At 71.1% G+C, this 19,705-nt stretch carries 16 protein-coding genes and 1 pseudogene; 14 read left to right on the top strand and 3 right to left on the bottom strand.

Annotation, left to right across the window (positions count from 1 at the left end; all coding sequences use genetic code 11):
* Positions 1-31: 31 nt before the first annotated feature.
* The 3 genes from ACWD04_RS13310 (at position 32) to ACWD04_RS13300 (ending at position 4,253) form a co-directional block, all read left to right on the top strand.
* Positions 32-1,513, top strand: a complete 1,482-nt coding sequence (locus tag ACWD04_RS13310) for a hypothetical protein (protein ID WP_451131259.1) — start codon at positions 32-34, stop codon at positions 1,511-1,513.
* 606 nt (positions 1,514-2,119) lie between these two features.
* Complete coding sequence (locus tag ACWD04_RS13305) at positions 2,120-3,598, top strand: alkaline phosphatase PhoX (protein ID WP_451131257.1); 1,479 nt, start codon at positions 2,120-2,122, stop codon at positions 3,596-3,598.
* 424 nt (positions 3,599-4,022) lie between these two features.
* Positions 4,023-4,253, top strand: a complete 231-nt coding sequence (locus tag ACWD04_RS13300) for a hypothetical protein (RefSeq protein WP_014156926.1) — start codon at positions 4,023-4,025, stop codon at positions 4,251-4,253.
* Positions 4,254-4,367: 114 nt separating this feature from the next.
* On the opposite strand, the gene ACWD04_RS13295 is transcribed toward ACWD04_RS13300, so the two are convergent.
* The 3 genes and pseudogenes from ACWD04_RS13295 to ACWD04_RS13285 all read right to left on the bottom strand — a co-directional run bounded on the left by ACWD04_RS13295 (position 4,368) and on the right by ACWD04_RS13285 (position 6,757).
* Entirely contained in the window at positions 4,368-5,588 is a 1,221-nt protein-coding gene (locus tag ACWD04_RS13295) for a TerD family protein (protein ID WP_451131255.1), read from the bottom strand.
* 64 nt (positions 5,589-5,652) lie between these two features.
* Positions 5,653-5,885 (bottom strand): annotated as a pseudogene (locus tag ACWD04_RS13290) (hypothetical protein).
* A gap of 62 nt (positions 5,886-5,947) precedes the next feature.
* Positions 5,948-6,757: an NAD-dependent epimerase/dehydratase family protein gene (locus tag ACWD04_RS13285; RefSeq protein ID WP_451131253.1), complete on the bottom strand. Its 810-nt coding sequence runs from the start codon at positions 6,755-6,757 to the stop codon at positions 5,948-5,950.
* Positions 6,758-7,091: 334 nt separating this feature from the next.
* Here ACWD04_RS13285 and ACWD04_RS13280 point away from each other — a divergent pair, with 334 nt between their 5' ends.
* From ACWD04_RS13280 to ACWD04_RS13230, 11 genes are all read left to right on the top strand, one after another.
* On the top strand, positions 7,092-8,051 hold the full coding sequence (locus tag ACWD04_RS13280) for a 5-dehydro-4-deoxyglucarate dehydratase (protein ID WP_451131251.1): 960 nt from the start codon (positions 7,092-7,094) through the stop codon (positions 8,049-8,051).
* Positions 8,048-9,232 carry a hypothetical protein gene (locus tag ACWD04_RS13275; protein ID WP_451131249.1) on the top strand — a complete coding sequence of 395 codons (1,185 nt, stop codon included), beginning with the start codon at positions 8,048-8,050 and terminating at the stop codon, positions 9,230-9,232. Before ACWD04_RS13280 ends, ACWD04_RS13275 begins: the two co-directional genes overlap by 4 nt.
* A gap of 232 nt (positions 9,233-9,464) precedes the next feature.
* The gene (locus tag ACWD04_RS13270; RefSeq protein WP_451131247.1) at positions 9,465-10,121 is read left to right on the top strand and encodes a GntR family transcriptional regulator; all 657 of its coding nucleotides are present in this window, start codon (positions 9,465-9,467) and stop codon (positions 10,119-10,121) included.
* 50 nt (positions 10,122-10,171) lie between these two features.
* The gene (locus tag ACWD04_RS13265; RefSeq protein WP_451131676.1) at positions 10,172-11,074 is read left to right on the top strand and encodes a dihydrodipicolinate synthase family protein; all 903 of its coding nucleotides are present in this window, start codon (positions 10,172-10,174) and stop codon (positions 11,072-11,074) included.
* The gene (gene araD, locus ACWD04_RS13260; RefSeq protein ID WP_451131245.1) at positions 11,071-12,816 is read left to right on the top strand and encodes an L-arabinonate dehydratase; all 1,746 of its coding nucleotides are present in this window, start codon (positions 11,071-11,073) and stop codon (positions 12,814-12,816) included. The genes ACWD04_RS13265 and araD overlap by 4 nt, the downstream gene beginning before the upstream one ends.
* A 122-nt stretch (positions 12,817-12,938) precedes the next feature.
* Complete coding sequence (locus tag ACWD04_RS13255) at positions 12,939-13,877, top strand: carbohydrate ABC transporter permease (RefSeq protein WP_451131243.1); 939 nt, start codon at positions 12,939-12,941, stop codon at positions 13,875-13,877.
* Entirely contained in the window at positions 13,874-14,791 is a 918-nt protein-coding gene (locus ACWD04_RS13250; RefSeq protein ID WP_451131241.1) for a carbohydrate ABC transporter permease, read from the top strand. The genes ACWD04_RS13255 and ACWD04_RS13250 overlap by 4 nt, the downstream gene beginning before the upstream one ends.
* Before the next feature lie 5 nt (positions 14,792-14,796).
* A complete protein-coding gene (locus ACWD04_RS13245) occupies positions 14,797-16,155 on the top strand; it encodes a pectate lyase family protein (RefSeq protein WP_451131239.1) in 1,359 nt (452 codons plus the stop codon).
* Positions 16,152-17,321 carry a Gfo/Idh/MocA family protein gene (locus ACWD04_RS13240; protein ID WP_451131237.1) on the top strand — a complete coding sequence of 390 codons (1,170 nt, stop codon included), beginning with the start codon at positions 16,152-16,154 and terminating at the stop codon, positions 17,319-17,321. The genes ACWD04_RS13245 and ACWD04_RS13240 overlap by 4 nt, the downstream gene beginning before the upstream one ends.
* Positions 17,318-18,142, top strand: a complete 825-nt coding sequence (locus ACWD04_RS13235) for a DUF6807 domain-containing protein (RefSeq protein ID WP_451131235.1) — start codon at positions 17,318-17,320, stop codon at positions 18,140-18,142. The genes ACWD04_RS13240 and ACWD04_RS13235 overlap by 4 nt, the downstream gene beginning before the upstream one ends.
* On the top strand, positions 18,139-19,686 hold the full coding sequence (locus ACWD04_RS13230) for a family 43 glycosylhydrolase (RefSeq protein ID WP_451131233.1): 1,548 nt from the start codon (positions 18,139-18,141) through the stop codon (positions 19,684-19,686). Before ACWD04_RS13235 ends, ACWD04_RS13230 begins: the two co-directional genes overlap by 4 nt.
* Positions 19,687-19,705: the final 19 nt, after the last annotated feature.

Genomic DNA, 19,705 nt, shown 5'->3' with positions numbered 1-19,705 from the left:
CAGCCCGAGCATGCCCCGAGGAGACCCCCTGATGTCCGCAGAGCGCCCCTCCCTGCCGCCGGTGCGGCTGCACACCGAGGCCGAGCTGGCACGGGACGCGCTGGCAGCTCCGCTGCTCGTCCGCGCCGTCCGCCTCGCCCGCTGGGCGGGCCCCGACACCCGGGTGGGCGCCGGGGGTGAGCTCGTCGAGGCGCAGCTGCCCGCGGCCGCCCAGCACCTCGGTCTCGGCGACGACGAGGACGGTGCGGCATACGCCAGCGAGGCTTGGCGCCTCGCCGTCGACACGGGTCTCGTCGACTTCGAGGACCCGCAGGACGCCGATGATGCCGAGGACGGCGACGCCGAGGGCACCGTCACGGTCGGCGAGAACCTGGCCCTGCTGACCTCCGGCTCCCCGCAGGATGTCCTCGCCATCTGGCTCGACGGCCTGGAGGCCGTACACGCGGACGCCACCGCCCCGGCCTTCGACGACTTCGCCGACCTCGTCGGCGAGGACGGCAGCGTCGACTTCGACGCCCTGGACTGGGACCCGGAGGAAGAGGCCGAATTCCTCGACGGGGTGCTCGGCAACCTCTATCTGCTGACCCTCTCGGAGGCCGGCCCCGCCGACGGCACCGTGCCGCTGCCCGCCCTCGCCGCGTCCATGGTGGTGCCCGAGGACATGGGCGAGCCCACCGACGACGTCCTGGAGCAGGTGTCCGAGGCCATGATGCGGCTGGACGACCAGTTCCGGGTCCTCGAACCCATCGGGATCGTCGCATATCAGCCGGTGGACGAGACGTTGCTGACGGAGGAGGGCGAGGAGGCGACGCCGCCGGCCGACGACGAGGACATCACCCGTTACGGCTTGGTGAAACTGACCCCGCTCGGCCTCTTCGGCATCCGCGAGCGGATGCTGGAGGCCGGCGTGGACGCGCCCGCCGTCGGTGACCTCGCCGACAAGGGGGCCGACGCCCTCCTCGACGGAATCGCGTACTACCCCGAGGAGGCCGCGCGCACCGAGGTCGGTCTGTGGCTGGGCCGGCGCGGGGCGGACGGGGCGGACGGGGCGGAGTCCGCGGCGGCGGAACTCCTGGGCGCCGCGCGTGGCGACGACCGGCGCGCACCGCTGCGCAGGCTTCACTGCCAGCAGGCCCTCGCCCTGGCCGGGCCGGAGGCCGAGCCCGCGGTACGCGCGGTGCTCGGTGATCCTGAGCTCGGCGGGCTGGCGCGAGTCTGGCTCGCGGAGCGAGGCTCGGCGGACGTGCCGGCGCCGCCGGAGTCGATGATCTTCTGGCTCGCCGTGGACACGATCGCCGCGCAACTGGACGCCGACGGCGACCTCGACGAGCTCCAGGGGCTGGTCGAGGGTCTCTCCGACCAGCACAGCGGCTTCTTCGACGAGGTCTGGCGGGTCGAGCACCCCGCGACCACCGAGGTCCTGGAGGCGATGGGCCGCCTCCACAGTGACCGTGGCGCTGCGAAGGCCGCCCGAAAGGCGGCGTACAAGGCGCGGTCGCGGCAGAAGGACTGAGGGGCGCAGCACGGCACGGGAACGGCGTGGTCGTGGCGGAAAAGCTGCCGCGGCCCCGTCGGTCCGTGGGTCGCCGGCGATGTTCCTGATCGCCGCAGTCCGTTCACCGAACCGCCCATCGGCCGTGGTTCACGGCTGCGAGCGTCCGGTTCCTCGGACGACGTGCTGCCCGGTCTGCGGGCCATGAAGGGCTTGGACGCAGGGAAAGCCGGAAGGCCTCACCGTGGCCGGCAACGGCCGCGTCCACGCCGTCACCGACAACGACGGCCTGGACGACTCCACGGGCGAGACGGTCTTCCTCGACCTATGAACCGCACGCAAGGTCTTCGGCCGCGACTGACCGTGTGGGACACGGACACGGCCGCCTCGGCCGCTCACGGCAGAGGCGGCCTCGCCGTATCCACCACCTCGCCGGACCGGCGCATCTCGGCCAGCTGAGGCCGGGCGACGCCGATGGTGATCAACCTTTTGGCCGCGTTTCTCCTGGTACGGGGAGCGGGTTGAGGCAGCGGCCCCCAGTGCGCCGGGTGGCGTTCAGCTGGAGTTGGTGCGGGGGAGGGAACGTGATCGCGCCAACCACTCGGTCATTTGCAGCAGGAGTCCGCGATGTCCTTCACCCGCAGGGAATTCACCAGATCGTCCGCTCTCACCGGCGCGGGCATCGCTCTCACCGGCGCCGTCGGGGCACTGGCGACCGCCCCTGGCGCGCTGGCCGCCGACGACGCACGGCACGAGCAGGGCGACGGGGACCGCGGGGACGGCCACGGGCACGGGCACGGGCACGGCAAGGATCTGGGCTACGGCCCGCTGATCGACGACCCGAAGGGCCTCCTCGCGCTGCCCGCCGGATTCTCGTACCGGATCGTCACGCACAGCGGTGTCACCAAGCTGGAGAGCGGCGAGTTCACCCCCTCCAACCACGACGGCACGGCCGCCTTCGAGGGACCCCGCGGTGTGACCCTGCTGGTGAACAATCACGAGCTGAGTGGCACCCGGGCCGGCTGGAAGTACCCTGTCCCGCTCACCGAGGGCCTCGTCTACGACCCGGTCGCGGCCGGCGGCTGCACCGTCGTGGAGACCCGCCGCGACGGCCGCACCGCCGAGTGGGTCGGCATCGCGGGTACGTCGACCAACTGCGCGGGCGGCAGCACGGAGTGGGGCACCTGGCTCACCTGCGAGGAGACCGAGGACAGGGCCGGCAAGAACGGTCTCCTCAAGGACCACGGCTACGTCTTCGAGGTCGACCCGTACGACAAGCGCGCCAACCGCGACCCCCGCCCCGTCAAGGCCTTCGGCCGGTTCGCCCACGAGGCCGTCGTCATCGACCCCAAGCGCGGACACGCCTACCTGACCGAGGACGCGTCCGGCCCCAACGGCCTGCTCTACCGCTGGGTCCCGCCGCACGGCTTCAAGCACGGCCGCGGCAAGCTGCGCACCCTCGCCGACGATGCCGGTGTCCTCCAGGCCACCAAGTGCTTCGACAAGAAGGGCGCGTTCGTCGACGACCTGTCCCGCGCCACGGAGATCGGCACCGTCTACGGCGTGGACTGGGTCGACGTGCCCGACCGCGACGCGAAGACCGTCTCGGTGCGCAAGCAGTTCACCGACAGCGAGGTCACCCGAGCCCGCAAGCTCGAGGGCATGTGGTGGGGCGACGGTGGCGCCTACTTCGTCTCCTCGTTCGCCCGGGGCGAGAGCCCCGTGGCCCACGACGGCCAGGTCTGGTTCTACGACCCCAAGCGCCGCACGATCACCCTCAAGGTCCTCCTCGGTGTCAACCCGGACCCGTCCGTGGACGGTGCCTTCGACGGCCCGGACAACATCACCGTGTCCCCGTACGGCGGCATCGTCATCTCCGAGGACGGAAACGGGATCCAGCACCTCTTCGGCGCCACCGACAGCGGCCGCACCTACCCGATCGCACGCAACGACCTCAACACCGGCACGGAGGACGACCCCTCCTACAGCGAGATCGCCGGGGTCACCTTCTCCCCGGACGGCAGGACACTGTTCGCCAACATCCAGAACCCCGGCATCATGCTCGCGATCACCGGGCCCTGGAAGCGTCAGCCGGACAAGCGCTGACACCCACGCGCGGGGCGTGAGGGAAGATCCCCTCGCGCGCCGCGCGGTCGTCCTCCCGGCCTCACGTCTTCCCGGACCTGTACCGGACGGGCCACGCGCTCCCCGGCCGGGGGAGGGCGGTCGGCGGGCTCCCTCATGGCGTCAAGCCCGCCACCGCGAGATGGGCAGAAGACCTCCCGCTCGGGGGGAGCGCGTCGAACCCGGGACCTCGTCGGCCAGCGGGTCGGGCACGCGCCGTCGAGAAGCGAGAACCGCCACACCTTCGGGGGTCTTTCCGACGCGGGCATCCGCATGGTGCCCCTGCTGGAAGCGGGCAGGAGCGCGGACCGGCCCTCGAATCGCTGATTACGAATGCGGCACTACTGCCCGCTCCGGAGCGGTCGGGCATGGCGTCGGGCGCTTACAGGGCGCATACTCGACCGTAATGAAACAGTCAGCCGGTTCCCGGCGTCACCTGCCTTCCAGTCCCTTCAACCGCCCGGCCCAGGCGGCCCCACCGGTCGAATGCTTCGATGTGGGCGACAGGGTGTCGCACGACCAGTTCGGACTCGGCCGAGTCCTTGCTGTCGAGGGCGACAACGACGCAGTGCTCATCGACTTCTCGGGGCGACAGGGGAGGATCCTGAGCCCGTATTCCAAGCTGACCAAGCTCTGAGAGAGCGGACGAGCACGCACAGCGTCCCACCGGAGACTCTCCGGTATCCGGGGCACCTGAGGGGAGAAGAACCCCCGGGTGCCCCGGAAGCCGTTCCAGAGGCAGGTGGGGGCGCTACAGAGCCTTGGCGGCGGGCTTGACCATGCCGCGCACGGTCCGCGACTTCACGAACTCGCCCATGCCGGTCATCTCCCACTCGCCGGAGAACTGCTTGATCAGCTTGGCCATCATCACGCCGGTCTGCGGCTCCGCGCCGGTGAGGTCGAAGCGGACCAGCTCCTCGCCGGTGGCCGCGTCGATCAGCCGGCAGTAGGCCTTGGCGACCTCGGAGAACTTCTGCCCGGTGAACGAGTTGACCGTGAAGACCAGGCCGGTCGCGTCCGCGGGGATCCGGCCGAGGTCCACCACGATCACCTCGTCGTCACCCGCGCCCTCGCCCGTGAGGTTGTCGCCGGAGTGCTTGATCGCGCCGTTCAGGATGGAAAGCTTGCCGAAGTAGCAGCTGTCCAGGTGATTGCGATTGGGGCCGAAGGCGATCACCGAGGCGTCGAGGTCGATGTCCTTGCCGCGGAACGCGGGCTCCCAGCCGAGGCCCATCTTGACCTGCGAGAGCAGCGGCTTGCCGCCCTTGACCAGGGAGACCGTCTGGTTCTTCTGGAGGCTCACCCGGCCCTTGTCGAGGTTGATCTTGCCGGAGGCGGAGGCGGAGGCGGCGGGGGCGGGCGGAGCCGGCGGTGCTGGCGGGGCCGGTGGGGCGATCCGGGGATCGACGGGCGCGGCTGCCGGGGAAGCGACGGGTGTGGCGACGGGCGCGGGCGGCGCCGCCGCGGCTGGCTCCTCCACCGAGACGCCGAAGTCCGTGGCGATACCGGCCAGCCCGTTCACATAGCCCTGGCCGACCGCGCGGGCCTTCCAGGCGCCGTTGCGCAGGTAGATCTCGATGACCACCAGCGCCGTCTCGCCGCCCAGCTGCGGCGGGGTGAAGGTGGCGAGCGCGCTGCCGTCGTCCGCGTTGCGCACGGTGGCGGTGGGCTCGACGCCCTGGAAGGTCTGGCCCGCCGCATCGGGGCTCGCGGTGACCACGATCTTCTCGATGCCCGGGGGGACCGCCGTGGTGTCCACCACGATCGCGTCGGGCGCGGACCCGCCGCCCGAGCGGTAGGTCACACCGGGGCCCGAGGGCTGGTTGTAGAAGATGAAGTCGTCGTCGGAGCGCACCTTGCCGTCGGCGGTGAGCAGCAGGCCCGAGACGTCCAGCCGCACCGGGGCGGCGACGTCCACCGCCACGCGGACGGCGGAGAGAGGGATGTTCGAGCCGGGGGTCATTGCGGTCATGCACGGGGTAACGAACGACTCGGCTTTGCCGTTCCCTTACCTTCACGGGCTTGCTCCGTACGGCTCAGCGCCCGCCGCGTGCCCGGTTACGGGGGTGTTCGCCCGCGGTGCGCTCGTTGCCGTGCCGGTACGCGCCCGTCCAGCGCGCCATGACGGGCTGGGCGTCGCCGGCAGCCACTTCGGCGAGGAACGCCTCCGCCCGGCCGCCGCGCAGGGTGCCGGCGGAGCGGCCGTGGTGGGTGAGGGTGACGCACGCGTCGCCGTGTCGCTCGACTGGAATCCTGAGGGTCTTGGCATGGCCGTACGGTGCCCGTCCCGAGGGGCGGCGTCACCTGGATTCCGGGACGGGGCCCGACGGCTCAGTAGGGCCAGATCGGCGGGTTCGTGACGAAGTGGCCGCCGAGGCGGGCGTGGTCGGGATTCTCCGGGTCCAGTTCGCCGTGCTCGGCGACGAGCTTGCCGGCGTACTGCTCGGAGTCGTCCTGCGGGTCGTAGCCGAGGGAACGGGCCGTCGTCAGGTCCCACCACAGGCGGGTGTTGTCGGAGGAGCCGAAGACCACGGTGTGCCGCACGCCCTCGGCGGTGAGGGCCGCGTGGAAGAGGCGCGCTCCGTCGCCGGGGCTCATCCAGACGGACAGCATCCGCACCGATGTCGGCTCCATGAAGCAGGAGCCGATGCGCACGGAGACGGTCTCCATGCCGTGCTTGTCCCAGTAGAACTGGGCGAGGTCCTCGCCGAAGGACTTCGACAGGCCGTAGAAGGTGTCGGGACGGCGGGGGGTGTCGACGGGGATCAGCGGGTTGCCGTCGAGCGGACGCGGGGTGTAGCCGACGGCGTGGTTGGAGGAGGCGAACACGATGCGCCCGACGCCCTCTTCACGCGCGGCCTCGTAGAGGTTGTACGTGCCCTCGATATTGGAACGCAGGATCTTGTCGAACGATGCCTCGAGGGAGATGCCGGCGAGGTGGATGACCGCGTCCACGCCCCGCATCGCTTCCCGCAGTGCGGCCTTGTCGCCGAGGTCGGCGGTGACGGCGTCCGGTTCGCCCTCGACGGGGGCGACGTCGAAGAGCCGGAGGTCGTAGCCGTACGCGGGAAGCAGTCCCCGCATCAGGGTGCCGAGGCCGCCGGCGGCTCCGGTGAGAAGGACGGTGCGGGGAGCTGGCATACGGGAATCTCCTCGGTGCGGGCGCGGGGCGCGGCGTGCGCGGACGGTGCGATGCGGTGCTGTGCTGCGGGGCCGGGCGTACGGCGGGCACGGTACGCGCGGCACGCGGATGTCACGCGACCGCCCGATGCGGCAGCTTCATGGAAGGAATTCACATGCGTGGACAAACTAAGAACTTGCGACGACCGCGTCAAGTGCCGCTCGGCGCCGACCGGTCCGTCGAGTCGGGTGTTGACGGCTTGACCGGTGCGGCGGGCTGCCTTAGCGTGGCAGCGTTCATAAATATGGACACCGATCATAATTGTGCACGCCTGAATCCGCTCAGGGAGCGCCCGTGACCTCAGCCCCCCTTGCCGCCCGACTCACCGATGTCGCCGGGCCGCTCTTCTTCCCCGTCACCGCCTTCGGGCCGGACGGCGCCGTCGATCTCGACGTCTTCCGCGCACACGTGCGCGCAGGCGTCGATGCCGGAGCCGCGGCCGTCTTCGCCTGCTGTGGCACGGGCGAGTTCCACGCCCTGGCACCGGAGGAGTTCCAGCTCGTCGTCCGGGCTGCCGTCGAGGAGACCGCGGGACAAGTGCCCGTCGTCGCCGGCGCCGGCTACGGCACCGCCCTCGCGATCCAGTACGCGAAGCTCGCCGAGGAGGCGGGAGCGGACGGACTCCTCGCCATGCCGCCCTACCTCGTCGTCGCCGGCCAGGAGGGGCTGCTGGCCCACTACGCCGCCCTCGCCGCCGCCACCTCCCTGGAGACGGTCGTCTACCAGCGGGACAACGCGATCTTCACCCCGGAGACCGTCGTCGCCCTGGCCAGGACCCCCGGGATCATCGGCCTCAAGGACGGTCACGGCGACCTCGACCTGATGCAGCGCATCGTCAGCGCCGTGCGCACCGGGCTGCCCGGCGAGGACTTCCTGTACTTCAACGGGCTGCCCACGGCCGAGCTCACCGGGCTCGCCTACCGGGGCATCGGCGTCACGCTCTACTCCTCGGCCGTCTTCGCCTTCGCCCCCGACATCGCCCTGGCCTTCTACCGGGCGCTGGAAAACGGCGACGACGACCAGGTCAACGCACTGCTCGACCACTTCTACCGGCCGCTCGTCGAACTGCGTTCGAAGGGCCGGGGCTACGCGGTGTCCCTCGTGAAGGCGGCGGTCCGGCTCGAGGGCCTGGAGGTCGGTCCGGTGCGCACCCCGCTCACCGAGCTCCCGGCCGCACACATCGAGGAGCTGACCGCGATCATCGCGAACGGCCGTACGCTGCTGGAGAAGCACCGCACGGAGGAGGCGGAATGAAGGCCTCGGCCTTCCTGTACCCCTGGGACGTCGTAGGGGACCCGGACGCCGCCGCCCGTCTCGCCGGCCTCGGCGTCCAGCAGGTGACGCTCGCCTCCGCCTACCACTCCACCCGGGCTCTGACCCCGCGCCACCCGGGCCGCCGGATCGTCACCGCCGAGCACGCGGCGGTGCTCTACCCGCCGGACGCCACGCGCTGGGCGGGGCGTGCGCTGCGGCCTCAGACGCAGTCCTGGGTGGCGGCGGAGGACCCGTACGCCGAGGCGGCCGAGGCCCTGGCGGGTGTGGGCCTCCAGGTGCACTCCTGGGTGGTCCTCGCGCACAACTCCCGCATGGGTGCGGAGCATCCGGAAACCTCCGTGGTCAATGCCTACGGCGACCGCTACCCCTGGGCGCCGTGCATCGCGCAGCCCGCCGTCCAGGCGTATCTGGTGGACCTGGCGGCGGAGGCCGCCGTGCGTCCCGGGGCGGCGGGTGCGGATCTGGAGTCGCTCGGCTGGTACGGCTTCGCGCATCTGCACGCCCACGACAAGATCTCCGGGGTGACCCTCGGGGACGCGGCGCAGTACCTGATGTCCCTCTGCTTCTGCGCCGACTGCGAGGCTGGTTACGCTTCCGTGGGGCTGGACGCCGAGGAGCTGCGTGCCGCCGTACGCCGCGCCCTGGAACCGGTCTGGGCCGGCTCAGGCTCCGGCGAGCGGGGCTGGGCCGGTGTGGAGGAGCTCGTCGGCGCCGGCCTCGCCGACGCCTCCCTGCGGTGGCGCGGGCAGGTTGCCAGGGGCCTCCAGGAGGCCGCTGTCGCCGCCGTACGGGCCGCGGCACAGGGGCAGGACTTCCAGGTCCTGCTGCACGCCGATCCGGCCTCCTACCGCACCGGCGCCAACGTGGGGGTGGACGCGGCCCACATCCTGTCCACGGCGGACGGCGTCGTGCTGCCCTGCACCGGCGGTGACGCCGCACGCGAGGCGGTGCTCGGGCCGTTCGCGGGGCTCTCCGGCGTGCTGGCGGCTAATTTCAACGTGGTCAGCGGAATGGGCGGCAGCCCCGGCACTCTGGAGCGGGACGTCGCGCACGCGGCCTCGCTGGGCGCGAACGAACTGCGCCTGTACCACGCGGGGCTGGCCTCCGGACCGGACCTGAGCGCCGTCGCCGGTGCCCTGAGGTCCGTCCGCGGCGTCTGATCCCGGAACGTCCACAGAGGTTCGAGCGCAGGTCCCCGGCACGCAGCCGGGGACCTGCGCCGTTCACGTCAGGGGTGCGCCGCGCCGCGCGGGGGCGGCCCCGGTCACGTGTCCACGGAACTTCTTTTGCCAGAAGCGTTGACGAAACATTCCCACCGCTCTAGCTTCATCGCGTCGTACTTCGTACGTCATATATGAGACGCGATACGCGAGATGTGAGAGCTCTTCAGCCATGACCTTTGCGCCTGCCCCGATTCCGTCCAGGACCCAGTACGTGCTGGAGGCGATCAAGCACGCGATCCTCACCGCGCAGCTGAAGCCAGGGCAGGCGCTCGTGGAGACCGAACTCGCCGCGCAGTTCGGAGTGTCGAAGACGCCCGTACGCGAGGCGCTGAAGACGCTCGCCGGCACCGGGCTCGTGATCATGAGCCAGTACAAGGGCGCCACCGTGCGGCTCGTCGACGCGACCATGGCCCGGGAGGTGTACGACGTGCGCCTGCTCCTCGAGCCGGAGGCGCTGCGCCGCTCCATCACCCGCAAGGTCTCGCTGGAAGCGGCCCAGGAGGCCCTGGAGCGTGCCGACTCGGCGCTCGACCAGGCGGGCAGGTCGCTCGCCAACCGGGACTTCCACCGGGCCCTCTACCTGCCCTGTGGCAACCCGCTGCTCGCCCGGATGCTCGACGAGATCCGCGACCAGGCCGCACTCGTGTCGACCGTGGCCTGGTCGGCGAACCCGTCCTGGGAGCGCGAGGCGGCCGAGCACCGCGAGATATTGCGGCTCGCGCTCTCCGACGACGCGACAGCCGCCGTAAGGGCTCTGCACGACCACATCGCATCGTTCGTACGCCGTGCCTTCCCCGACGACGAAGACGGGGGTGGCACGGCGTGAACCACCAGCAGGACATGGATCACCAGCACCTCGACGAAAGGCCAGTCCGCATGGACCTCTCCCCGCTGAAGGCGGCCCTCGCAGACGTTGTGGCGATCCCGGTGACCCCGTTCGCCGAGGACGGGAGCATCGACGTCCCCGCGCACCGCGCGCTGCTGCGGCGGCTGCTCGACGGCGGCGTCCGCATCGTCACCCCGAACGGCAACACCGGTGAGTTCTACGCGCTCACCCCCGACGAGCGGCGCACCGTCACCGAGCTCACCATCGAGGAGGCGGGCGGCCGCGCCACCGTCCTGGTGGGGGTCGGCCACGACGTGCCGACCGCCGTGGCCGCCGCCGAGCACGCCAGGGACGCCGGAGCCGAGATGGTGATGGTGCATCAGCCGGTGCACCCCTACGTCTCGCAGGACGGCTGGATCGACTACAACCGGGCCATCGCCGAGGCCGTTCCCGGACTCGGGGTCGTCCCCTATGTCCGCAACCCGCTGCTCGCCGGTGAGCGGCTCGCCGAGCTCGCCGACAGCTGCCCCAACGTCATCGGCGTGAAGTACGCCGTCCCGGACGCCGCCCGCTTCGGCGCGTTCGCCCGGGACGCCGGCCTGGAACGTTTCGTGTGGATCGCCGGGCTCGCCGAGCTGTACGCCCCCTCCTACTTCGCCACCGGCGCCACCGGCTTCACCTCCGGACTCGTCAACATCGCCCCCGGTGTCTCGCTCACCATGCTGGAGGCACTGCGGGCGGGCGACTACCTCGCGGCGATGAAGGTCTGGGAGCAGATCCGCCGCTTCGAGGACCTGCGCGCCGAACGGCAGTCCGCCGACAACGTGACGGTCGTCAAGGAGGCCCTGGCCTCGCTCGGGCTCTGCCGCCGCGACGTACGCGCGCCGAGCCGCGCGCTCCCCGAGGAGCAGCGCGCCGAGGTCGCCGGCCTGGTCGCCGGGTGGTCCATATGACCGACACCGGCACGGAAGGCCGGCGCATCGCTCCCGAGGAGCTGCGCAGTCACCAGTGGTGGGGCACCGACGGGCTCCGCTCGTTCAGCCACCGGGCCCGCACCCGGCAGCTCGGTTACCTCCCCGAGGAGCACCTGGGCAAGCCGGTCATCGCGATCCTCAACACCTGGTCCGACATCAACCCCTGCCACGTCCATCTGCGCGACCGTGCGCAGGCGGTCAAGCGGGGTGTCTGGCAGGCGGGCGGTTTCCCGCTCGAATTCCCGGTCTCCACGCTCTCGGAGACGTTCCAGAAGCCGACCCCGATGCTCTACCGCAACATGCTCGCGATGGAGACGGAGGAGCTGCTGCGCTCCTACCCCATCGACGGCGCCGTGCTGCTGGGCGGCTGCGACAAGTCCACTCCCGCGCTGCTGATGGGCGCCGCGTCCGTCGACCTGCCGACCGTTTTCGTGCCCGCCGGGCCGATGCTGCCGGGCCACTGGCGCAACGAGGTCCTGGGCTCCGGCACGGACATGTGGAAGTACTGGGACGACAAGCGGGCCGGCCTGATCGGCGACTGCGAGATGGCCGAACTGGAGAACGGGCTCGCCCGTTCGCCGGGCCACTGCATGACGATGGGCACCGCCTCGACCCTGACGGCCGCGGCCGAGGCGCTGGGCGTCACGGTGCCGGGCGCCTCGTCCATCCCGGCCGTGGACTCCGGTCACGACAGGATGGCGGCACAGTCCGGGATCCGGATCGTCGAACTGGTGTGGCGACAGCTGAAGCTGTCGCAGATCCTCACGGAGGACGCCTACGAGGACGCGGTCGCCACCGTGCTCGCGCTCGGCGGCTCCACCAACGCAGTCATCCACCTGATCGCGATGGCCGGCCGCTCCGGGGTGACGCTCACCCTGGACGACTTCGACCGCATCGCGCGCACCGTGCCCGTCCTCGCCAACCTCCGCCCCGGCGGGAAATACCTGATGGAGGACTTCCATTTCGCCGGAGGGCTGCCCGGATTCCTGGCTCAGCTCACCGACGTACTCCATCTGGACCGGCCCACCGTCGCGCACGGCACGATGCGTGAGCAGCTCGACGGGGCGCTCGTCCACAACACCGACGTCATCCGGGAGCGCGACAACCCGCTGGCGGAGGAGGGCGGTGTGGCCGTCCTGCGCGGCAACCTCTGCCCCGACGGCGCGGTCATCAAGCACATCGCCGCCGAGCCGCACCTGCTGCGTCACACCGGACCCGCGGTCGTCTTCGACGACTACAAGGAGATGCAGCGCACCATCAACGACCCGGCCCTGGCCCTCACCCCGGACCATGTGCTGGTGCTCCGCAACGCCGGCCCCAAGGGCGGCCCCGGCATGCCCGAGTACGGCATGCTGCCGATCCCGGACTACCTGCTGAAGCAGGGCGTACGGGACATGGTGCGGCTCTCCGACGCCCGGATGAGCGGCACCAGTTACGGGGCCTGCGTCCTGCACATCGCACCCGAGTCCTTCGTCGGCGGGCCCCTCGCCCTGGTCCGCACCGGTGACCTGATCACGCTCGACGTCGAGGCACGGCTGCTGCACCTCGACGTGTCCGACGAGGAGCTGGAGCTCCGCAGGTCCCGATGGACCGAGCCGCCCGCGCGCTACGGGCGCGGTTACGGGGCGCTCTACCAGGACCAGATCACCCAGGCCGACACCGGATGCGACTTCGCGTTCCTGGCCCGGCAGGGAGAAGTGCCCGACCCGTACGCGGGCTGAACCGGGCGAAGGGAATTGTGCGCACCGCCCCGTCCGGGACACCGAACGGTACGAAGTAAGCGCTTGCACCGCGCACCGAAAGAACGGCACATCCAGCACTTTCCAGAGATCGGAGACGCGTCATGGCCCAATCCGCAGCCGTGGCCACACCGCCCCCCAAGGGGAAGGCATCCAAGCGCCGCTCGGCCACCCCCCGCCGCCTGCCGTATCTGCTGATCGCGCCCGCGGGCCTGCTGATGCTGGGCTTCATCGCCTATCCGGTGATCAGCGTCTTCTACTACAGCCTGCAGAACTACAACGTCACCAAGCCGTGGCGGAACGGCTTCGCCGGCTTCGACAACTTCACCCGGATCTTCACCGAGGACGAGCAGTTCTGGCCGACACTCGGCTTCAGCGCCCAGTGGGTCGTCGTCCAGGTGACCCTGCAGCTCGCGCTCGGTCTCGCTCTCGCTCTGATCGTCAACCAGACCTTCATCGGCCGCGGCATATCCCGCGCCATGGTCTTCTCGCCCTGGGCCGTCTCCGGTGTGCTGACCAGCACCATCTGGATCCTGCTCTACAACTCCTCCACCGGCTTCAGCCGCTACCTCGCGGACGCCGGGATCGGTGAGTACGGCACCTCGGTCCTCTCCGACACCGGCACCGTCTTCTGGGCGGCGACCGTCGCCGAACTCTGGCGCGGAGTCCCCTTCTTCGCCATCCTCATCCTCGCCGACCTGCAGTCCGTCTCCAAGGAGCTGTACGAGGCGGCCTCGGTGGACGGCGCCGGCCGGATGCGGCAGTTCTTCCACATCACGCTCCCGCACCTGCGCGACGCGATCATCCTGGCCACCCTGCTGCGCGGGGTCTGGGAGTTCAACAACGTCGACCTGCTCTACACCCTCACCGGCGGCGGGCCCGCGGGTGAGACCACCACCTTGCCCCTCTACGTAGCCAATACCGGCATCGAGGGCCACGACTTCGGATACGCCTCCGCGCTCACCACCGTCGCCTTCGTGATCCTCCTCTTCTGCTCGATCGTCTATCTGCGCCTGAGCAAGTTCGGAGGCGACAACAAGTGACTGCCGCACTCGTGGAGAAGAAGGACGCCCGCACGCCGGGACTGTCCGGGGGGAACGACCTCCCGCCGCCCTCCTCGCGCCGCCGCACCAGGCGCGAGCGTGCCTTCGACGACGTACCGCGCTGGCAGATCTACGTGCCGCTCGGCATCTACCTGCTCTTCACCCTCATCCCGTTCTACTGGATGGTCCTCTTCGCCGTACGGCCCGCCGGCTCCACCTCGCTGGTGCCCTGGCCGATGACGGGGGACCACTTCTCCAAGGTCTGGAACGAGCGCAGCTTCGCCGTCTTCTTCCAGAACAGCATGCTCGTCGGCGTCGCGACGCTGATCACCACGACCCTGGTCGCGCTGGCCGGCGGCTACGCCCTTGCGCGGTTCGACTTCAAGATCAAGGGCGCCTTCATGCTGGCGCTGCTCTGCTCGCAGTTCATCCCGGGCGCGCTGATGCTCGTGCCGCTCTTCGAGATCTTCAAGAACCTCCAGATGATCAACTCCCTCGGGAGCGTCGTCATCGCGGAGACGGTCTTCCAGCTCCCCCTCTCGATCATCCTGATCAGCGGCTTCATCAAGAACGTCCCGGTCTCCCTCGAAGAGGCCGCCTGGGTGGACGGCTGCTCCCGTTTCAAGTCCTTCTGCGCCGTCGTCCTGCCGCTGCTGCGCCCCGGGCTGATCGCGGTCGGATCGTTCGCCTTCGTCCACAGCTGGAACCACTTCCTGTTCGCCCTGATGTTCCTCAGCGAACAGGACAAGCAGACGATCCCGGTCGGCCTCAACACCCTGATCGGCGCCGACAGCGTCGACCTGGGGGCGCTGGCCGCAGGCGGTGTCATCGCCGCCGTGCCCGTGGTGATCGTCTTCGCCTTCATCCAGAAGTGGCTCATCACCGGCTTCAGCGCCGGCGCCGTGAAGGGATGACGGACATGACCTGGAAGCTCCGCCCCCGTACGACGCGACGTGCCGCCGCACTCGTCCTGTCGCTGGGCGGCCTGGCCGTCCAGCCGGGCGCCGGCGCGGCCGTCGCGGCGCCGGACAGGGCACCCGAGGCGGCCGCCGCGCCCGGCAGGGAGCTCGGCCGCGAGGTACTCGCCGACAACGACGGCTGGGCCGCGGAAGGCGCGGGAACGACCGGAGGATCGGCGGCCGACGAGGACCATGTCCTCACCGTGCGCAACCGGGCCCAGCTCGTCGCGGCGCTCGACGGCGGCAGCTCCGTCCCCAAGATCATCCGGGTGGCGGGCACGATCGACGCCAACACCGACGACCGGGGACGGCGGCTGAACTGCGCCGACTACGCCACCGGTGGGTACGAGCTCGACGCCTACCTGGCCTCCTACGACCCCCGAACCTGGGGCGGCGCCAAGCCGGCCGGACCGCAGGAGGACGCCCGCAAGGCGTCCGCCGCCCGCCAGGCCGAACGGGTCGAACTGCCGGTCGGATCGAACACCACGATCGTCGGCACCGGTGCGGGCGCCGTGCTCAAGGGCGCGAGCCTCCAGGTCAAGGACGCCGACAACGTCATCATCCGCAACCTCGAACTCCGTGACGCCTACGACTGCTTCCCCGCCTGGCAGCCCAACACCGGTGGCCTCGGCGACTGGAAGACCGCGTACGACACGCTGTGGCTGCGCGGCGCCACCCACGTCTGGGTCGACCATGTCACCGCGAGCGACAAGGGCCACCCCGACGACCGGGAGCCCACCTACTTCGGGCGCAACTACCTGCGCCACGACGGGCTCCTCGACATCACCAACGGTTCCGACCTCGTCACGGTCTCCTGGAGCCGGTTCGCCGACCACGACAAGGCGATGCTCATCGGCAACGGCGACGGCGTGACCACCGACCGGGGCAGGCTCCGCGTCACCCTGCACCACAACGAGTTCCACTCCGTCGTGCAGCGTGCGCCCCGGGTCCGCTTCGGCCAGGTCCACCTCTACAACAACCGTTACGTCGTTCCCGAGGACGGCGACTACCGCTACTCCCTCGGCATCTCCACCGAGTCCCGGATCGTCGCCGAGAGCAACGCGTTCGAGACCCCGGGCCACGTCGAGGTCGCCGACCTGCTGAAGAGCTGGAACGGCAGCGCCCTCACCCAGCGCGGCACCTCGTTCAACGGCTTCCCGGTCGACCTGGTCTCCATTCACAACGCCTACAACTCGGGCAGTGAGACCGACCTCGCCACGGACACCGGCTGGACCCCCGCCCTGCACGGCCCCGTCGACAGCGCCGATAAGGCCGCCGCCGAGGTCGCCCGCGAGGCCGGAGCCGGGAGGGCCGGATGATGACCGCACCTCTGCCCGTCGTCCTGGCCGGCGCCCGCGGCCACGGCCGCTGGCACCTCGCCAACATCCGCCGCCTCCAGCACCAGGGCCTCGTCAGGCTGGCCGGGATCTGTGAACTGAACCCGCTGACCGACGGTGAACTCGAGATGTTCGCGGGTGAGATGCCCGAGCAGTCCGCCGACTTCGGGGCTCTCCTGGACTCCACCGGCGCGCGCGCCGCCATCATCTGCACCCCCATCCCGACACACACCACGCTGGCCCTGACGGCGGCGGCCCGGGGCGTCCACCTCCTCCTGGAGAAGCCGCCGGCCGCGACCTGGGCCGACTACGCACGCATGGCCGAAGGCGTACGGGAGGCGGGCATCGCCTGTCAGGTCGGCTTCCAGTCCCTCGGCTCGCACGCGGTGCCGGCCGTCAAGGACCTCGTACGCTCCGGAGCGATCGGCACCGTACGGGGTATCGGCGCCGCCGGTGCCTGGGTCCGCGACGACGTCTACTTCCGGCGGGCACCGTGGGCCGGGCGCCGCAGGATGGGCGGGACCGACGTGGTCGACGGAGTGCTCACCAACCCGCTGGCCCACGCCGTCGCCACAGCACTCGAACTGGCCGGCCGGGGAACGGCCGAGGACGTCGCGTCCATCGAGACCGAGCTGTTCCGGGCCCACGAGATCGAGTCCGACGACACCAGCTGCGTCCGCGTCACCACCACCGACGGGCTGCCGGTGACCGTCGCGGTCACCCTCTGCGCCGAGGAGGCAGGAGAGCCGTATGTGATCGTCCACGGCGACCGAGGCCGCATCACCTTCTGGTACAAGCAGGACCGGGTCCTCGTCCAGCGTGCCGGACACGGCCCCGAGGAGGCCGCGCACGGGCGGACCGACCTCCTGGAGAACCTCGTCGACCACCTGGAACACGGCACCCCGCTCCTCGTACCGCCGGAGCGCACCGGCGCGTTCATGCGGGTCCTCGAAGCCGTACGCACCGCCCCCGAGCCCACCGCACTGCCTGCCACCGCCTGGCACACCCGGCCGGCCGACCAGGGCGACGGCGTACGGCGCATCGTCGGCGGCATCGACGGCATGGTCGCCGCCGCGGCCGACACCCTCTCCCTCTTCTCCGAACTAGGCGCCTCCTGGGCGCGACCCAGCGAGGTGAGCACACCATGACCGCCGCACTCCTCAGCTGCGCCGGACGTCCCGTCGGCCGCTACAGCTACGGCCCGGAGACGGGCAGCCGGCCCTACCTCCACCCCGTCACCACCCTCGCCGGAACCCCCGTCACCGAGGAGCGCCCCGCCGACCACATCCACCACCTGGGCGTCTCCGTCGCGGTGCCCGACGTGGCCGGACACAACTTCTGGGGCGGGCGCACCTACGTCCGAGACCAGGGCCCCACCGAGCTCGACAACCACGGGGTGCAGCGCCACCTCGGCTGGAAACTCCGCGACCCGGACGGCTTCGTGGAGGAGCTCAGCTGGGAAGCCGACGGCACCGAACTGCTGCGCGAGCACCGCACCGTCGCCGCGGCCGGCCTCTCCGACACCGCGTGGGCGCTGGACCTGTCCTTCTCTCTCACCAACCGCGGCGGCACGGACCTCTCCATCGGCAGCCCCGCCACCAACGGCCGCCCCGGCGCCGGATACGGCGGCTTCTTCTGGCGCGCACCCAAGGAACCCGCCCCGCCCGCCGTGTTCAGCGGAACGCTCGACGGCGAGGAAGCCGTGCACGGCAGGACCGCCGACTGGCTCGCCCTCGCCGGGGACGGCTGGACGCTGGTCTTCGCCGGCGCGACCGACGAGACCCGGCGCGACCCGTGGTTCGTACGGACCACCGCATACCCGGGGGTCGGTTCCTCCCTCGCCGCGGACCGCCGGCTTCCCGTCGCCGCCGGAGCCACCGTCGTACGCCGGATCGTCACCGTCGTCGCCGACGGACGCCTCGACCGGGACGCCGCGGCCGCCCACGTCCGTAAGGCGGTCGCGGCATGACGATGCCCTGGACGGCAGACCTAGGGGACGGCACCTACCGCAACCCGGTCCTGAACGCCGACTGGTCCGACCCGGACGTCGTGCGCGTCGGCGACGACTACTACCTCACCGCGTCCAGCTTCGGCCGCGTCCCCGGCCTGCCGCTGCTCCACTCCCGCGACCTCGTCAACTGGACGCTCGTCGGCCACGCCCTCGAACGGCTCGGACCGGACGCGGACTTCGCCGTGCCCCGCCACGACTGCGGGGTGTGGGCGCCCTCGCTGCGCCACCACGCCGGACGCTTCTGGATCTTCTGGGGCGACCCGGACCACGGCATCCACCAGATCAACGCCGAGGACATCCGGGGCCCCTGGAGCGCACCGCACCTCGTCAAGTCGGGCAAGGGCCTGATCGACGCATGTCCCCTGTGGGACGAGGAGACCGGGGAGGCCTACCTGGTGCACGCCTGGGCGAAGTCCCGCTCCGGCATCAAGAACCGGCTCACCGGCCACCGGATGAGCCCCGACGGACGCGAGCTCCTCGACGACGGCACGACCCTGATCGACGCCGACACGATCCCGGGCTGGTTCACCCTCGAAGGCCCCAAGCTCTACCGGCACGACGGCTACTTCTGGATCTTCGCCCCGGCCGGCGGAGTGGAGACCGGCTGGCAGGGCGCCTTTCGCTCGCGGACGTTCGACGGCCCCTACGAACAGCGGGTCGTCCTCGCCCAGGGCAGCACCGAGGTCAACGGTCCCCACCAGGGCGGATGGGTCAGGACCGCCGCCGGTGAGGACTGGTTCCTGCACTTCCAGGCCCGCGGGGCGTACGGCCGCGTCGTCCATCTCCAGCCGATGCGCTGGGACGGAGGCTGGCCGGTCATCGGCGACGAGGGCGAACCCGTTCTCGTGCACCGCCGGCCGGAGGCCCCGGAGCAGGCCGTCGAGGCGCCGGCCTCCAGCGACGACTTCCCCGGCGGCCGCCACGGCCGCCAGTGGCAGTGGACGGCCAACCCGCGGCCCGGCTGGACGGTCGGCCACGCGGGCGACGGACTACGGCTCAGCTGCGTACGGACCGCGTACGCGCACGATCTGCGTGCCCTGCCCAACGTCCTGGTGCAGCGGCTGCCCGCCGAGGAGTTCACCGTCGGGACCGACATCACTCTGGACACCGAAGAACCGGGGGCGAAGGCAGGGCTCGCCGTCCTCGGGGACGCCTTCTCGTGGATCGGTCTGGAGGCCGGGCCCGACGGGACGGCCCGGCTCGTGCACCGGTACGCCGAAACCGTCGCCGAGCACGAGCGGGACGCCGAGCACCCCCGCCCCGCACCCGGAGCCTCGGTCCGCGTCCGGATCGAGGTCACCCGGGGCGCCCGCTGCCGCTTCTACGCCGACACCGGCGACGGGGCCGGCTTCCGGGCCTCCGGCCAGGTCTTCGCCGCCACTCCCTGGCGCTGGGTCGGCGCGCTGCTGGGCCTCTTCGCCACCGCACCGGTCGGCAACGGGCCGTCCGGAACAGCCGGCTTCACCGCGTTCCGCACCACCGGAAGACCACGCACAACCTGACCCCGCACCGCTGTAGGGA

This window comes from Streptomyces sp. NPDC002911, from assembly GCF_053591835.1.
The sequence above is the reverse complement of the archived record's forward strand: the minus strand, read 5'-3'. Positions and strand labels throughout refer to the sequence as shown.

Bases quoted from the DNA above. Each gene is read 5' to 3' on its own strand.
- ACWD04_RS13235 (WP_451131235.1), top strand. From the start codon at position 17,318: ATGACCGCCGCACTCCTCAGCTGCGCCGGACGTCCCGTCGGCCGCTAC.
- ACWD04_RS13240 (WP_451131237.1), top strand. From the start codon at position 16,152: ATGATGACCGCACCTCTGCCCGTCGTCCTGGCCGGCGCCCGCGGCCAC.
- ACWD04_RS13285 (WP_451131253.1), bottom strand. From the start codon at position 6,757: ATGCCAGCTCCCCGCACCGTCCTTCTCACCGGAGCCGCCGGCGGCCTC.
- ACWD04_RS13245 (WP_451131239.1), top strand. From the start codon at position 14,797: ATGACCTGGAAGCTCCGCCCCCGTACGACGCGACGTGCCGCCGCACTC.
- ACWD04_RS13300 (WP_014156926.1), top strand. From the start codon at position 4,023: ATGAAACAGTCAGCCGGTTCCCGGCGTCACCTGCCTTCCAGTCCCTTC.
- ACWD04_RS13270 (WP_451131247.1), top strand. From the start codon at position 9,465: ATGACCTTTGCGCCTGCCCCGATTCCGTCCAGGACCCAGTACGTGCTG.
- ACWD04_RS13265 (WP_451131676.1), top strand. From the start codon at position 10,172: ATGGACCTCTCCCCGCTGAAGGCGGCCCTCGCAGACGTTGTGGCGATC.
- araD (WP_451131245.1), top strand. From the start codon at position 11,071: ATGACCGACACCGGCACGGAAGGCCGGCGCATCGCTCCCGAGGAGCTG.
- ACWD04_RS13305 (WP_451131257.1), top strand. From the start codon at position 2,120: ATGTCCTTCACCCGCAGGGAATTCACCAGATCGTCCGCTCTCACCGGC.
- ACWD04_RS13255 (WP_451131243.1), top strand. From the start codon at position 12,939: ATGGCCCAATCCGCAGCCGTGGCCACACCGCCCCCCAAGGGGAAGGCA.
- ACWD04_RS13275 (WP_451131249.1), top strand. From the start codon at position 8,048: ATGAAGGCCTCGGCCTTCCTGTACCCCTGGGACGTCGTAGGGGACCCG.
- ACWD04_RS13295 (WP_451131255.1), bottom strand. From the start codon at position 5,588: ATGACCGCAATGACCCCCGGCTCGAACATCCCTCTCTCCGCCGTCCGC.
- ACWD04_RS13310 (WP_451131259.1), top strand. From the start codon at position 32: ATGTCCGCAGAGCGCCCCTCCCTGCCGCCGGTGCGGCTGCACACCGAG.
- ACWD04_RS13230 (WP_451131233.1), top strand. From the start codon at position 18,139: ATGACGATGCCCTGGACGGCAGACCTAGGGGACGGCACCTACCGCAAC.